This is a genomic window from Lentzea sp. NPDC051838 (genome assembly GCF_040681245.1).
Lineage (GTDB): Bacteria > Actinomycetota > Actinomycetes > Mycobacteriales > Pseudonocardiaceae > Lentzea.
In genome coordinates this window covers 126,381-138,525 of record NZ_JBFAYI010000009.1, presented here as the reverse complement: position 1 = coordinate 138,525, position 12,145 = coordinate 126,381, and the positions used below count along the sequence as shown (strand labels likewise).

Genomic DNA, 12,145 nt, shown 5'->3' with positions numbered 1-12,145 from the left:
TAACCGATCGTTCAACAGTCTTACTCCTCGCCTGTTCAACCGCTGTGAAGGGTGTCCAGGTCATCCGGTGTGTCGACGTCTCGCGCCTCACCGGGCAAAGCGGACACTTCCACGGGGTCGAGCCGCAGCAGAGTCTTGCGCAGCGGCTGGTTCCGCGGATCTTCGGGGAGGGCTCCCCGCAGCTCGGCGGCGTTCCAGAAACCGATCAGCCACTGCGTGCGGTCGTCCTTGAGCACGGCGTTGGTCTTCGCGTTCCTGAGCCTGGCGATCGTGTCCCTGGTGATGCCCGGCTGGTCGACGGCGAGAACCGCGACCCAGTCCTGCGTGATCTTCTCCAGCCCCGCCGCCAGTCCGGCGAGCGGTCCGCCACCCGGTGGATCCTCGCGTGCCCAAAGGACGTTCGGAAGATCCTTCTCCGGCCCCACGACGACGATCTCGCTCGCATCGTCCACAACGGACAGCACGTGGTCGAGCAGCGTGGCGTCCCGATAGGACAGTGCGGCCTTGTCGACGCCGCCGAGCCGCACACCCTTGCCGCCGGTGAGGATGATCGCCGCATACGTCATGTTCTGCCTCCGATGTGGGCCGCGACGCCTTCGAGGAACAGGTGCAGGCCGAAGTCGAACCGCGCCGCCAGACCGTCCTCGTAGCCCGGGGTCAGCGATCGGGCCTCGCCGTGCACGTACGTCATCAGGGTCAGCACCACGCCCGCCTTCTCGTCCGGCTCCAGCGGCGTGCCGTCGAGCGCGCCGAGTCCCTTGTCGAACCAGGCGAGGCTGTGCGGGCCGACGGGCGGGCTGATCGGGACCTGCGGGAACCACGGGTGCCTGCCGATGCCCGCGAGCACGGCTTTCGCCCAGAACCGCAGGCGTTCGCGCCAGTCGCCCTCCGGCAGGTCGGGCGGGTCCTCCATCGCCGAGTCGCTCATCAGGGCGAGCAGCTCGTCCTTGCTCTTCACGTGCCGGTAGAGCGCCATCGTGGCGTTGCCGAGCTCTTGCGCGACGCGTGCCATCGAGACGGCCGCGAGCCCTTCGGCATCCGCGACCGCGATGGCGGCCCGCGTGATGTCGGCGGCGTCGATCGCCGGCTTGCGCCCCCTCTTCACGCCTCCAGTCAAACAGATGCGTACGTCATACGCTCATTCGAGTTTTGCGTATGTGGTACGCATAAAGGGGGACCAGTAAGACGACCACGATCCGCATTCTGAGCACGCTGACCAGGCCCGACGGGGGCAGCGCGCAGATCGCGGGCGCCGTTTCTCCCGGTCAGCCGCACGACGATGTGGGACGCGATCGGCGGTGCTCGTGCCGGTGTCGACGATGCCGTCCTGGCTGCGCGTGGTCAGCGAGCACCAGCCGATCACACCGGTCATCGAGACCGTGCGTGCTCTCCTCACCGGTGCGCCCGTGACGTCGGGCTGGCTCGCTCTGACGTGGTCGGGCGGATCAGCCGCCGTTGAGGTGCAGGGCGTCGAGGCGGGTGAGCTCCTCGGGGGTCAGTTCGAGGTCGCCCGCCTCGATGTTCTGCCGCAGGTGGGCCGGGTCGCCGGTGCCGGGGATGACCAGCACGTGCGGTCCTCGCGCGAGTGTCCACGCCAGCCTGACCTGCGCCGGTGAAGCGTTGTGGTGGTGGGCGATCTCCGTGACCTCGTCGTCCTCGGCGGACGTGCCGGCCTCCTTGTTCGCCCCCGCGAGCGCGAAGAACGGCACGTACGCGACACCGCGCTCACCGCAGAGGCCGAGGAAGTCGTCCTGCTCGGGGTGGTGGCCGAGACCGAACGAGTTCTGCACGCACACGACCGCGGCGATCCGCTGCGCCTGGTCGAGGTGGTGCGGCTTGACGTTCGACAGCCCGAGGTGCCGGATCATGCCCTCCTGCTGGAGCTTCGCGAGCTCCTCGAAGTGCGCGCTGATGTCGTCGAGCCCGCTGGTGCGCAGGTTCACCACGTCGAGGCGGTCCTTGCCGAGCTGCCGCAGGTTCTCCTCGACCTGGCCCCGCAGCTGCCGCGGGGTGGCGAGCGGCAGCCACTCCCCCTGCGGCGTCCGGCTCGGCCCGACCTTGGTGACGATCACCAGGTCCTCCGGGTACGGCGAGAGCGCGCTGTTGATCAGCTCGTTGGCCGACCTCGTGGCGGAGAAGTAGAAGGCGGCCGTGTCGACGTGGTTGACGCCCAGCTCGACCGCGGTCCTCAGGACCTCCATCGCCTGCTCGCGTTGGCGCGGCGTGGCTTTCGGGTCGAGCGCGGCCCCCACCTGCGGCAGTCGCATCGCGCCGAACCCGATCCGCCCCACGGTGAAGTCACCCAGTCGCCACGTCATTCCGCACACTGTGCCAGCCTTGGTGTCGTGGGACTGTTCACGCTCGCCGAAGCCCAGGCCGAACTCGGGCAACTGCTGCCGATCTTGGACGAGATCGTCCGCCTGCGCGCCGACGCCGCCGAGCTGGCCGCGGGCTCGTCGTCGCTCGGCGGCCTGCCGGAGTTCAAGGCCGCGCAGGCCCGTCTGGACGAGTTGCTGGAGTCCGTCCAGAAGACCGGGGCCGAGCTGAAGGGCTTCGCGCCGCTGCTGGTCGACTTCCCGTCCGAGATGGACGGTGTGCCGGTGCTGCTGTGCTGGCTGGAGGGTGATCGGTCGTTGAGCTGGTACCACCGCACCGATCTGGGGTTCGCGGGCCGCCGCCCGCTCTAAGGCGCGAGCAACCCGGCGATCAGCAGAACGCCGATCAGCCCCGCGATGAGTCCGAACGCCTTGAGGAAGTTCATCGCTGTCGCACGTCCCGGCAGGCGCGGCAGGATGACCCCCGCCGCCAGCACCAGAACACCGGCGATCGGTGCGAGTGCACGCCACGCGGTGTCCCAGGTGAACGGCAGGTAGTCGTCGGCGCCGTAGAGCGACAGGATCAGCGCGGGCAGACCGAGACCGGCGGCGGCAGCGGCGGCGAGCGTGTTGAACCGTTGCTGCGTCTCGCCTTCCTGGGCGACGGCGAACGTCGACACGCTGCTCAGCAACGACTGCAGCCGGGTGATCTCCTCCCCCAGCTCGACGTCCATCGCCTCGCAGTGCCGCACCACTCCCGGCGTCCTGACCTCGCGGAGCGTGTCGCGCGCCTGGTCGCGGGCGCGGCTGAGCGCGATCGACAGTTCGATCAGCTGGGCCATCACCAGGCGCAGCGCCGTGTTCCTCCGCTGTGCCAACAGATCCGCGACCTGCCGCTCCATCTCGTAGCGCAGCCCCCGCAGCTCGGAGACCGTGTTCCGGGAGCCTTCGGCGATGGCCTTCGAGATGACGCCTTTCTGCTGACCGTCCGGAATCAGGTGGGCGGGGTGCTTCAGCAGCTCGGACACGTCGCCGCCGCGCCAGTGCTCGCGGTGCCAGCCGCCGTTCTCGCTCCACATCGCGCGGATCGCCACGTCGATCCGGTCGCCGTCCGTGCGCGCCTGTCCCACCAGGATCGTGCGCACCTCGCCCTTCGTGACGCGCACGAACGGCACGGCCTCCCCGCCGAGGTTCTCGCTGCCCACCGTCACCGTCAGCTGAGCACCCAGGGCGGGGTCCACGGGATCGCCTGCCAGCACGCGTAAGTCCACGTCTCGATCTTCGCACGGTGACCGGATCCGTCCGGTGTGCGGCCTGGTCGTGCCTGTCCTCCCTCGTTCGCGAGCACGAGGCTTGTGCTCATGAAGCGAGCATTGATCGTCATCGACGTCCAGGAGTCGTTCCGCCAGCGCGCCAACTGGGCCGAGACCTCCAACCCGGACATCGTCGGCAAGGTGAACCAGCTGGTGGACCTGTCCCGCGACGCCGGCGACCTCGTCGTGTGGGTGCTGCACTCCGAACCCGGCTCCGGCGACGTGTTCGACCCCGCGCTCGGGCACGTCCGGTTGATCGACGGGCTCAAGCCGCTCGACGACGAGCCGGTCCTGACCAAGACGTCGCACAACGCGTTCACCACGACGAACCTGCAGCAGCAGCTCACCCTGCACGGTGTGCGGGAGCTGCTGATCAGCGGCATCCGGACCGAGCAGTGCTGCGAGACGACCACGCGGGTCGGGTCCGATCTCGGGTTCGACATGACGTTCGTGACGGACGCGACCGCCACCACACCGCTGCCGCACTGGCGGACCGGGAAGGTGCTCGGGGTCGAGGAGATCATCGAGCGGACCGAGTACGTGCTGGCCGGTCGGTTCGCGCGGATCTCGGATGTCGCTACGCTGACCGGATCGTGACCAGAGTCGTCTTTCTGCTCGTGCCGGGAGTACACCTGCTCGACCTCGCGGGGCCGGCGCAGGTGTTCTCCAGCGCGGCCGACCTCGTGGGCCGCTACGAGCTCACGTACGTCGGCGACTCGGAGTCCGTGCTCAGCCATCAGGGCGTGCCGTTGGGAGCACAGACCGAGTTGCCCTCTCTCGACGTGCACGATCTCGTGTTCGTGCCGGGGTGGCGGTCGCCGAAGATCGCCGGCACCGGACCGTTGAGCACGCGCGCGCTGGCGTGGCTGCGACAGCATCACGAGAGCGGCGGCACGGTCGCAAGTGTGTGTGCCGGAGCCGATGTGCTCGGACGTGCCGGTCTGCTCGACGGCCGCCGTTGCACCACACACCACGAACTGCAGGACGAGCTCGAACGCCGCTACCCGCGCGCACGCGTCGTGCGGGACGTTCTGTTCGTTGAGGACGATCGGGTCGTGACGTCCGCAGGCATCGCGAGCGGCATCGACCTCGCGCTGAACCTCGTCGCGGTCAGGCACGGACCGGCTGTCGCCGCGGCCATCGCACGCACGATGGTCGTCTACGCGCGCAGGAACGGTGACGACCTGCAAGCGAGCGTGCTGCTGCGACACCGGTCGCACGTCAACGAGACCGTGCACCGCATTCAGGACGTCATCGAGTCACGGCTCGCCGACCGGCTGTCGTTGGCGGAACTGGCGATCGCCGCCGGGTGCAGCGAACGCACCGTGACGCGGCTGTTCGGCAAAGCGACGGGCATGACGCCGTTGAGGTACCAGCAGGCGCTGAGAGTCGAACGGGCCGAACACCTCATCGGCCAGGGCGCCACGGTCGAGACCGCGGCCCGCAACGTCGGCTTCGAGGACGCCCGCATGCTGCGCCGTCTGCGTTCTCGCTGAAATTGTCAGACCCGAGGCATAGTGTGGCCCGCGTGACGACTCTGGCGAACCGCCCCAACACCGCTTTGCTCGTGATCGACGTGCAGAACGGCGTGGTGAACCACGCCCACAACCGCGACGAGGTCGTGGCCAACGTCGCCGCGCTCGTCGACAAGGCCCGCGCGGCAGGCGTCGACGTCGTGTGGGTTCAGCACAGCAACGCCAAGTACATGCCGAAGGAGTCCGACGGCTGGCAGTTCGTCTCCGAGCTGAAGGTCGCGGACGGCGAACCGGTGGTGCACAAGACCTACGCCGACTCCTTCGAGGCCACCGACCTCGAGGAAGTGCTGGCGGGCAAGGGAATCGGCAGCCTCGTGGTGTCCGGCGCGCAGACCGACGAGTGCATCCGCTCGACCCTGCACGGCGCCATCGCCCGCGGCTACGACGCCCTGCTGGTCAGCGACGCGCACACCACGGAGGACCAGTCCGAGTGGGGCGCGCCCACCCCGGACAAGGTCATCGTGCACACCAACCTCTACTGGGAGAACCACACGGCGCCGGGCCGTTCGGCGGGCGTGGTCAAGACCGAGGACGCGTTCAAGCCCGCGTGAGCAGGTGCCGGCTCGGGCTGTAGTCGATCTTCCAGTCCTCGTACACGCCGCTCAGGCCGCACGCGAGGCACCGCAGCCCGACCGTCACCCAGCGCACCTCGCCGTCCTCGCGGCAGGACAGTCCGAGTGCGGCGGCGAACTCCTCGCCGCCGCACGTGCACGCGCACTCCTCGGCGTCATCGTCGTCCCAGTGCTCGTCGGAGTCGGCGATGAACTCCGCGAGTCCACAACCGAGGCACGTCCGGCGCATCGCCTGGTCCTCGGTGACCTGCACCCCGAACGTCCTGCCGCCACAACCACCGCACACGGACTCGACGACGTGCGTGACCGCGTAGCCGTCCTCCTGGTACTCGCGGATGGCCTCGTCCAGCGTCATCGCGCCAGCCGGTTGATCTCGTCGCTGCGCAGCACCCGCACCGTCGGCTGAGCACCCTTGGCCAACGCGACCATCGCGCGTCCGAGCTCGTCGGTGCTGGTCACGAACTTCGGCGCCAGCCGCCTCAGCACGGGGATCAGCCATCCGGTCCACGAGTAGAGGTAGCGGTAGATCCGGGTCCGCGACGTGATCCCGTGCCGCGGCTGGATGAACCCCGGCCGCACCACGAACGCCGGCCGGTCGAGCGCCAGCAGCTCGTTCTCCGTCCGGCCCTTCACGCGCGCCCACATGGTGTTGCTCGACGCGTCCGCACCCTCGCCCGACACGTACACGAACGTGCCACCGACGACACGCGCGGCCTCCACCGCGTAGTCGTGCGTCACCGGCATGTACTCGGCCTCGGTCAGACCCGCCGACGTCACGCCCATGCAGAAGAAGCAGGCGTCGGCATCGGCCACCTCGGCGGCGATCGGCGACAGGTCACCGAAGTCGGCGTGGACGACGTGCCGCTGCTTCGGAGAGGTGACCGGCATGGCCGACCGTGCCACCGTCACCACGGAATCGACCGCCGGATCGAGCAGCGCCTCCCGCAACGCTCCCTGGCCCACCATGCCGGTCGGACCGAACACCACGATCTTCACGACACAACGCTAGTCCCACCCCACACTGGGCGCATGAACAGGACCTTGTACCGCCGCGAACCCGGCCCGTTACCCGAACTGGCGCACCAGACCACGAGACCCGTCCACGACGAGGACGACGCCGCTCTCGCAGCGCTCATGGAACGCGCCTATGCCGGCACCATCGACGAACAGCTCGGCGGAAACAGCGACGGCGCAATAGAAATCGCGAACTGGCGACCGCACGCCGTGCCGGACGCGAGCTTCGTGATCCACCAGGACGGCCTCGTCGCCGCGTCGCTGATCTCCCGGCACGGCAACGACTTCTGGCTCGGCTACGTGATCACGCACCCGGACTGGAAGGGCCGCGGCCTCGGCACGGCGGTCGTGGCCGCGTCACTCCAAGCCCTCGACGCCCCGGTACTCGCCGCGGTCACCGACGGCAACACACCGTCGGAACGGCTCCTCGCCACCCTCGGCTTCACGCTAGTGCCGCGCTGACCCGCTCAAGATCCCCGGTCGCCAGCAGATCCAGCAACGCACCCCGCAGCAACGCCAGCTGCCGCGTGCGCTCGGCCAGCCCGGCAGGTGTGTCACGCACGTCCACGGGCTGAGCAGCCGACAACACTTCCAGCCAGTCGTCCACGGTCGCGCGCGCGAAGCCCGCCCACGGCCCGTCGGGCTCCACGAGAGAACGCGCGTACGCCTCCAGCCACAACGTCAGCAACGGCCGGTGCGCGGGCGCGGACAGCCACTCCCACAGCCGTGCGACGACGTCAGGCCCGGACCCGATGTCCGCGAGCAGCGCCAGCTCGTCCGCGCGAGCACGCGCCAGCAACGCCCTGACCAGGCCTTCCTTGCTGCCGAACAGGTAGAGCAGCACCCGCGTGCTCGACCCGATGGCCGCGGCCAACGGCCGCAGCGACACGTCCGCCAGGCCGTGGGTGAGCACGTACCGGTAGGCGGCTTCGAGCAGTTCGGTCTCCCGCGCGGAGGGCATGGGTACTATTCTCGCATTACTGAAACAGTCGTGTCAGTGGAGGGAACCCATGCAGATCCGCCCGCTCGGCAAGCCCGGTGACCTGGGCTGGGTGGTCCAGGCGCACGGCGAGCTGTACGCGTCCGAGTTCGACTGGGACGCGTCGTTCGAGGCCATGGTCGCCAAGATCGTCGGCGACTACGCGACGGACCACGACGAGACCAGGGAAGCCGCCTGGATCGCCGAACTGGACGGCGAGCGCGTCGGCTGCGTGTTCTGCGTGCGAGAGGACGACACGACCGCGAAGTTGCGCGTGCTGCTCGTACACCCCAACGCGCGCGGGCACGGCGCGGGCAGCAAGCTCGTCGACGCGTGCATTGAGTTCGCCAAAAACGCCGGATACGAGCGCATGGTGCTGTGGACGGTCGACGGGCTGACGTCGGCGCGGAAGATCTACGAGGCACACGGGTTCGAACTCGTGGAGAAGACCCCGCAGCACAGCTTCGGTCACGACGTCGTCGGCCAGCTCTGGACCCGAAACCTGCTCTGACCTGCGGATCACATCGATTCCACATAGTCGCGCAACAGCGCGTTGACAACGTTCCCCCCAGCAACACCGATTCAACTCAGAGGGGAACAAGGCATGAAGCACACCGCTCGTGCGATCGTCGGCCTCACCGCCGCCGGGCTCGCAGCCATGTTGGGCATGGGCAGCGCCTCGGCCGCAGCCGGCAACTACGAGATCTCCAGCCGGACCTGCGACGTCGAGGACGCCGGCACGGACTCCCGCGTCGAGGTGCGTCTGAACGGCACCACCACGTCGACGGGCTGGATCGTGCTCGACAACCCCGGCGACGACCGCGAGCGCGGCCACACGGATGTCTACGCCAAGACGCTGCCCGACGTCGGCTTCGTCACCTCGGTGGACATCTACTTCGCGAACAACGACGACAGCCCGCACTGGTGCCTCGAGGAGTTCACCGTTCGCACCCCGAACGGCGTGACCTCGATCCACCCGTTCCACAACTGGCTGACCCGCGTGTACTCGAAGAACGCCCCGCTCCGCCTCAACAGGGCCTGAGCGAGTCCCCCGGTGGCCCGTCCTTCCGACGGGCCACCGGCCCCCAATCCGGAGGGTGACCAAGCATGAAGCTCGTAGCTCGTGCGATCGTCGGCATCTTGGCCGCGGCACTCGCCACCACCGTGGCGACGACGCCCGCCCAGGCCGTGCCGGGGTCGTACCACGTCCAACTGCTCACCTGCGACGTCGAGGACTCGGGCACCGATGACCGAATCGAGGCGCGCCTGAACGGCACCATCTCCAGCCCCTGGCTGCTCCTCGACGAGGATGCCCACGAATCCGACTTGAGGCACAGCTACTCGGCCAGCGTCACCATGCCGTACCTCGGCCCGATCAAGTCCGTCGACCTCTCGGTCGACTACCACGGCGACCACATCTGCGTCGAAGCGGTCATCGTGCGCGGCCCTGACGGCGTGACCGTGCACCCGCACCACAACTGGGTGCGCTGGAGGTACTCGAAGGCGTTCCCGCTCAGGCTGCAGGCTGCCTGACGAGTCTCCCCGGTGGCCCGTCCGTCGGGCGGGTCACCGGGTTTCAGCGCGATGTCATGCTGTGCACCATGCCGGACGACCGCGCGCACAACACCGTTCCCGGAACCGTGCACGGCCCGGTGAACCAGATCGGCACGGTGCACGGCGATGTGCACATCCACCCGACGCCCGCCGGACCGTCCGCCGCCCTGGCGCTGCGGATCGCGAACTCGATCACCGACCCCCAGCGGAAGGCGAGAGTTCTGCCCGACGTCGCGGCGGCTCTCCTCGAGACCGATCCCGAACTCGGCGACCAGGTCGTCGCTCAGATCCAGGACCCCGCCGCTCGTGCCCGGTTCGCCCTCAGGATCGAGCCGCGGCACCCGGAGCGCGCCACCCGGCTGGTCGAGCCCTTCCTGGACGAGCACACCGACGTGGACCTCCGGCTGACGGCGACGATCGTCTGTTTGAAGACCAGCACCGATCCCGATCGCACCGCGCAGTTCGTGCGCGAGGCCGAACGCATCGCTCTGGGCATCATCGACCAGAACGACCGAGACACCGCCCTGCGCCGAGTCTCGATCGCGGTGGCCGCGGCAGACCCCGGCAGAGCCGTGGATCTCCTTCGGAGGATCTCTCCCGGCAGATGGGCGGCGGACCACGTCTGGCACTACAACTTCAAGCAGGCCGCTGCCGCGGATCGCGACTACGCGCTCGCGTTGTTCGATCATTACTTTCGCGCGCTCCGAGACGGCGACGACACCCTGGACCTCCGGCGCAGGTATCTCGCGATCAGCGTCGTCGGTGTCGATCCGTATCGCGCGACGGCCGTCACGGGCACGATCCACACCACCGGTCACCGGGTCGAGGCGATCACCGGAATGATCGGGGAGATCGCCACCGCGGATCGCGACCAGGCCATCCTGTGGCTCAGGGACGCGAAGGAGATCGCGCTCACCGCACATGCCGACCGCACCAAGCTGCTGGGGCTGGTCGCCGCCGCAGCGGTGAACCTCGATCCGGCGCTCAGCCGGCAGCTCACCTTGCTGATCACCGCTGCGCGCTCGGCCCACGATCTCTACGCCTTCGCCGAGGATCTGGCGGCAACCGACCCGGCACAGGCGGAGCGCCTCGTCGAGCAGGCGTGCGCGATGGATCACGATCACCTGACCGCCCAGCGACTCTTCCTGCTCATCGCCAAGGCGTTCGCCGAGTTCGATCCACCGAGCGCGTTGCGGACGCTGGATCGCATCGAGGTCAGGCAGGACACCGACTTCGAGCGCTCCGTCATCGTCGACGTCCTGATCCGGATCGCCACCATCATGTCGGCTTGGGATGCCGCTGACGCCAAACCCGTGCTCAGCAGGGCGCTGCAGGAACTCCGCGCTGTCCGCACGCCTTCCCCGCCCCTCAGCACGGCGTGGGGGAACCTTGCGGAGGCACTGGTCCGGATCGCCCCGGACGTCGTCGAAAGGCTTGCGGCGCAGATGGCCGGCCGTGACGACGTGCTGGCCGCGATGGCTACTGGAGTCGCTAGAGCATGCGCGTCACGTACGGCATGATCCCGCCGTACCGCACGGGCGAGATCCGCACCACCGCACCGGAATGCGGCGCCTCGACCATCATCCCGCCGCCCAGGTACAACGCCACGTGCGTGCCGCCGCCCGGACCCCAGAAGATCATGTCGCCGGGCGCCATCTGCGAGAGCGGCACCTTGCGGCCCGAGTTGTACTGGTAACCGCTGTAGTGCGGCAGGTAGACGCCGACGCCCGCGAACGCGTACATCATGAGGCCCGAGCAGTCGAAGCCGATCTTGCGGTAGTCGCCGTACGAGTCCGCGACGCCGCCATCGCGCACGCCATAAGTGGGGCCGTTGTAGTTGCCGCCGCCCCACGCGTAGATGACACCGCGTTGCGCCAACGCGCGGTTGATGACCGTCTGCACGCCGCCACCTGACGGTGCGGCGACTATCGGACGTTGAGGAGCAGGTGCAGGGGCTGCCGCTGCGGCCGCGGCCGCGGCGGCGCGCCGGGCGTTCTCCTCGTCCTCGCGCTTCTTCGCCTCGACCCACTGGTCGTACTGCTGTCGTTGTGCCTCAAGGCCGTTGACCTCACCGCGCGCCGCGGCCAGCTCACGTTCGACGGCGTCCTTGTTGGACTGCAGCTCCGACGTCGCGGCGGCCTGGGCGTTGTGGGCGTCGACAGCGACCTGCTGCGCCTGTTCCGCGGCCTTCTTCGCCTCGTCGGCGGCGGCCTGCTTCGACTCGGCCTTCTGCAGCGCGGCACGGGCGGCGGCGTCGAGGTTCGCGGCGGTGCCCTGGTCGCGGGTGACCTGGTCCAGCCGGTTCAGGCTCGACGCCGACACGGCCTCCAGCATCTGGGCGCGCGCCAACAGGTCCTCAGGAGACTTGGCGCCGATGTAGGCGGAGAACGAGCCGACGGTGGTGCCCTGGGCGTACGAGGCGGCAGCGAACTCGTCCAGCTCACGACGACTCTGCTCAACGGCAGCGGAAGCCGCGTCAGCCTGCACGCGCGCGGCGGAAGCCTCTCGACGCGCGGCCTCGGCCTCGGAGATCGCGGTCTCCAGGTCGACGCGGGCCTTGTTCGCCTGCTCGCGTTTGAAGGAGACGTCGTCGAACAGCTCCTGCAGCCGCGACTCGGCCTGCGTGAGCCGACCGGTCAGCTCGCCCACGCGGGCGGCCTTCGCGTCGGCCTCCGCCCTCGACGCCGAGATCTCCGAGTCGCTCGGATTCGGCGGAGGCGGCGGCACAGCGTGAGCCGTCCCGGTCAAGCCGGCCAACATCAACACCAACACGGCGGAGAGTCGTGTCAACACCGGACATCACCTCCGACCGCATTAGACCAATCAGACTCATTCGGCGCACCTGGAACTAACGCACCGTCAA

The 12,145-nt window shown here is 68.9% G+C and carries 17 protein-coding genes; 9 read left to right on the top strand and 8 right to left on the bottom strand.

Translation table 11 applies throughout. The features are described from left to right. Positions 1–35 precede the first annotated feature (35 nt). The 3 genes from AB0M24_RS22195 to AB0M24_RS22185 form a co-directional block, all read right to left on the bottom strand. Entirely contained in the window at positions 36–566 is a 531-nt protein-coding gene (locus AB0M24_RS22195; RefSeq protein WP_363770712.1) for a molybdenum cofactor guanylyltransferase, read from the bottom strand. After that, complete coding sequence (locus tag AB0M24_RS22190) at positions 563–1,105, bottom strand: TetR/AcrR family transcriptional regulator (RefSeq protein WP_363770709.1); 543 nt, start codon at positions 1,103–1,105, stop codon at positions 563–565. The genes AB0M24_RS22195 and AB0M24_RS22190 overlap by 4 nt, the downstream gene beginning before the upstream one ends. A gap of 340 nt (positions 1,106–1,445) precedes the next feature. Next, entirely contained in the window at positions 1,446–2,318 is an 873-nt protein-coding gene (locus AB0M24_RS22185; RefSeq protein WP_363770706.1) for an aldo/keto reductase, read from the bottom strand. A gap of 27 nt (positions 2,319–2,345) precedes the next feature. On the opposite strand from AB0M24_RS22185, the gene AB0M24_RS22180 reads away from it, so the two are divergent. Continuing rightward, positions 2,346–2,687: a DUF2203 domain-containing protein gene (locus AB0M24_RS22180; protein ID WP_363770703.1), complete on the top strand. Its 342-nt coding sequence runs from the start codon at positions 2,346–2,348 to the stop codon at positions 2,685–2,687. Here AB0M24_RS22180 and AB0M24_RS22175 read toward each other — a convergent pair. Beyond that, complete coding sequence (locus tag AB0M24_RS22175) at positions 2,684–3,586, bottom strand: hypothetical protein (RefSeq protein ID WP_363770700.1); 903 nt, start codon at positions 3,584–3,586, stop codon at positions 2,684–2,686. The genes AB0M24_RS22180 and AB0M24_RS22175 overlap by 4 nt on opposite strands. Positions 3,587–3,676: 90 nt before the next feature. Here AB0M24_RS22175 and AB0M24_RS22170 point away from each other — a divergent pair, with 90 nt between their 5' ends. From AB0M24_RS22170 to AB0M24_RS22160, 3 genes are read left to right on the top strand one after another with little or no spacing between them, the layout of a single operon-like run. Continuing rightward, a complete protein-coding gene (locus AB0M24_RS22170; RefSeq protein WP_363770697.1) occupies positions 3,677–4,225 on the top strand; it encodes an isochorismatase family protein in 549 nt (182 codons plus the stop codon). Continuing rightward, entirely contained in the window at positions 4,222–5,124 is a 903-nt protein-coding gene (locus tag AB0M24_RS22165; protein WP_363770694.1) for a DJ-1/PfpI family protein, read from the top strand. The genes AB0M24_RS22170 and AB0M24_RS22165 overlap by 4 nt, the downstream gene beginning before the upstream one ends. A 32-nt stretch (positions 5,125–5,156) precedes the next feature. Next, complete coding sequence (locus AB0M24_RS22160; RefSeq protein WP_363770691.1) at positions 5,157–5,714, top strand: isochorismatase family protein; 558 nt, start codon at positions 5,157–5,159, stop codon at positions 5,712–5,714. Here the strand turns inward: AB0M24_RS22160 and AB0M24_RS22155 are convergent. Both AB0M24_RS22155 and AB0M24_RS22150 read right to left on the bottom strand, forming a co-directional pair. Next, positions 5,701–6,090, bottom strand: a complete 390-nt coding sequence (locus AB0M24_RS22155) for a hypothetical protein (protein ID WP_363770688.1) — start codon at positions 6,088–6,090, stop codon at positions 5,701–5,703. The two genes, AB0M24_RS22160 and AB0M24_RS22155, sit on opposite strands and share 14 nt — an antisense overlap. Next, positions 6,087–6,731 (bottom strand): epimerase, encoded by a 645-nt coding sequence (locus AB0M24_RS22150; RefSeq protein ID WP_363770685.1) that lies wholly within the window; start codon positions 6,729–6,731, stop codon positions 6,087–6,089. The genes AB0M24_RS22155 and AB0M24_RS22150 overlap by 4 nt, the downstream gene beginning before the upstream one ends. A gap of 33 nt (positions 6,732–6,764) precedes the next feature. On the opposite strand from AB0M24_RS22150, the gene AB0M24_RS22145 reads away from it, so the two are divergent. After that, positions 6,765–7,211, top strand: coding sequence for a GNAT family N-acetyltransferase (locus AB0M24_RS22145; RefSeq protein WP_363770682.1), 447 nt, complete (start codon positions 6,765–6,767; stop codon positions 7,209–7,211). Here AB0M24_RS22145 and AB0M24_RS22140 read toward each other — a convergent pair. Further along, a complete protein-coding gene (locus AB0M24_RS22140) occupies positions 7,192–7,710 on the bottom strand; it encodes a TetR/AcrR family transcriptional regulator (protein WP_363770679.1) in 519 nt (172 codons plus the stop codon). The two genes, AB0M24_RS22145 and AB0M24_RS22140, sit on opposite strands and share 20 nt — an antisense overlap. Before the next feature lie 49 nt (positions 7,711–7,759). Here AB0M24_RS22140 and AB0M24_RS22135 point away from each other — a divergent pair, with 49 nt between their 5' ends. From AB0M24_RS22135 to AB0M24_RS22120, 4 genes are all read left to right on the top strand, one after another. Further along, positions 7,760–8,239 carry a GNAT family N-acetyltransferase gene (locus AB0M24_RS22135; RefSeq protein WP_363770676.1) on the top strand — a complete coding sequence of 160 codons (480 nt, stop codon included), beginning with the start codon at positions 7,760–7,762 and terminating at the stop codon, positions 8,237–8,239. Between the two features lie 93 nt (positions 8,240–8,332). Beyond that, positions 8,333–8,770 (top strand): PLAT/LH2 domain-containing protein, encoded by a 438-nt coding sequence (locus AB0M24_RS22130; RefSeq protein ID WP_363770673.1) that lies wholly within the window; start codon positions 8,333–8,335, stop codon positions 8,768–8,770. A 65-nt stretch (positions 8,771–8,835) separates the two neighbouring features. Then, entirely contained in the window at positions 8,836–9,261 is a 426-nt protein-coding gene (locus AB0M24_RS22125) for a hypothetical protein (RefSeq protein ID WP_363770670.1), read from the top strand. A 68-nt stretch (positions 9,262–9,329) separates the two neighbouring features. Then, a complete protein-coding gene (locus AB0M24_RS22120) occupies positions 9,330–10,802 on the top strand; it encodes a hypothetical protein (protein WP_363770667.1) in 1,473 nt (490 codons plus the stop codon). Here AB0M24_RS22120 and AB0M24_RS22115 read toward each other — a convergent pair. Then, positions 10,774–12,075 (bottom strand): NlpC/P60 family protein, encoded by a 1,302-nt coding sequence (locus AB0M24_RS22115; protein WP_363770664.1) that lies wholly within the window; start codon positions 12,073–12,075, stop codon positions 10,774–10,776. The genes AB0M24_RS22120 and AB0M24_RS22115 overlap by 29 nt on opposite strands. Positions 12,076–12,145 lie beyond the last annotated feature (70 nt).

Bases quoted from the DNA above. Each gene is read 5' to 3' on its own strand.
- AB0M24_RS22125 (WP_363770670.1), top strand. From the start codon at position 8,836: ATGAAGCTCGTAGCTCGTGCGATCGTCGGCATCTTGGCCGCGGCACTC.
- AB0M24_RS22140 (WP_363770679.1), bottom strand. From the start codon at position 7,710: ATGCCCTCCGCGCGGGAGACCGAACTGCTCGAAGCCGCCTACCGGTAC.
- AB0M24_RS22185 (WP_363770706.1), bottom strand. From the start codon at position 2,318: ATGACGTGGCGACTGGGTGACTTCACCGTGGGGCGGATCGGGTTCGGC.
- AB0M24_RS22145 (WP_363770682.1), top strand. From the start codon at position 6,765: ATGAACAGGACCTTGTACCGCCGCGAACCCGGCCCGTTACCCGAACTG.
- AB0M24_RS22120 (WP_363770667.1), top strand. From the start codon at position 9,330: ATGCCGGACGACCGCGCGCACAACACCGTTCCCGGAACCGTGCACGGC.
- AB0M24_RS22135 (WP_363770676.1), top strand. From the start codon at position 7,760: ATGCAGATCCGCCCGCTCGGCAAGCCCGGTGACCTGGGCTGGGTGGTC.
- AB0M24_RS22195 (WP_363770712.1), bottom strand. From the start codon at position 566: ATGACGTATGCGGCGATCATCCTCACCGGCGGCAAGGGTGTGCGGCTC.
- AB0M24_RS22130 (WP_363770673.1), top strand. From the start codon at position 8,333: ATGAAGCACACCGCTCGTGCGATCGTCGGCCTCACCGCCGCCGGGCTC.
- AB0M24_RS22170 (WP_363770697.1), top strand. From the start codon at position 3,677: ATGAAGCGAGCATTGATCGTCATCGACGTCCAGGAGTCGTTCCGCCAG.
- AB0M24_RS22155 (WP_363770688.1), bottom strand. From the start codon at position 6,090: ATGACGCTGGACGAGGCCATCCGCGAGTACCAGGAGGACGGCTACGCG.